This is a genomic window from Pedococcus sp. P1_H8 (genome assembly GCF_056405175.1).
On sequence record NZ_JBFUCP010000384.1, the window covers coordinates 1 to 389 of the forward strand.

Genomic DNA, 389 nt, shown 5'->3' on the forward strand with positions numbered 1-389 from the left:
GTGCCGATCACCGCGACCCGTTTGCCGGTCAGGTCGGCGTCGTGGTTCCACTGTGCGGAGTGGAAGATCTCGCCCTGGAAGTCCTCGATGCCCTTGATGTCGGGCAGCGACGGCTCGCAGAGGGCGCCGATCGCGGAGACGACGATCTTGGCCTCGAAGTCGCCCTTCGAGGTGTGCACGTCCCAGCGGGAGGTGGCCGTGTTCCAGTGGGCGGACCGGACGTCGCAGCCGAAGACGTGCTTGTCGAGCACGTTGTACCGGTGTGCCCCCGAGGAGATGTACTTCTGGATCTCCGGCTGGGTGGAGAACGAGCGGGTCCACTCGGGGTTGAGGGCGAACGAGTACGAGTACAGGTGCGAGGGCACATCGCAGGCGGCGCCGGGGTAGGT

Annotated in this window: 1 protein-coding gene; it reads right to left on the reverse strand. The window is 66.3% G+C overall.

Annotated features, from left to right (window positions below):
- On the reverse strand, positions 1–389 hold a 389-nt coding region (locus tag AC1DYG_RS20475; protein ID WP_477641669.1), incomplete at both ends, for a flavin-containing monooxygenase.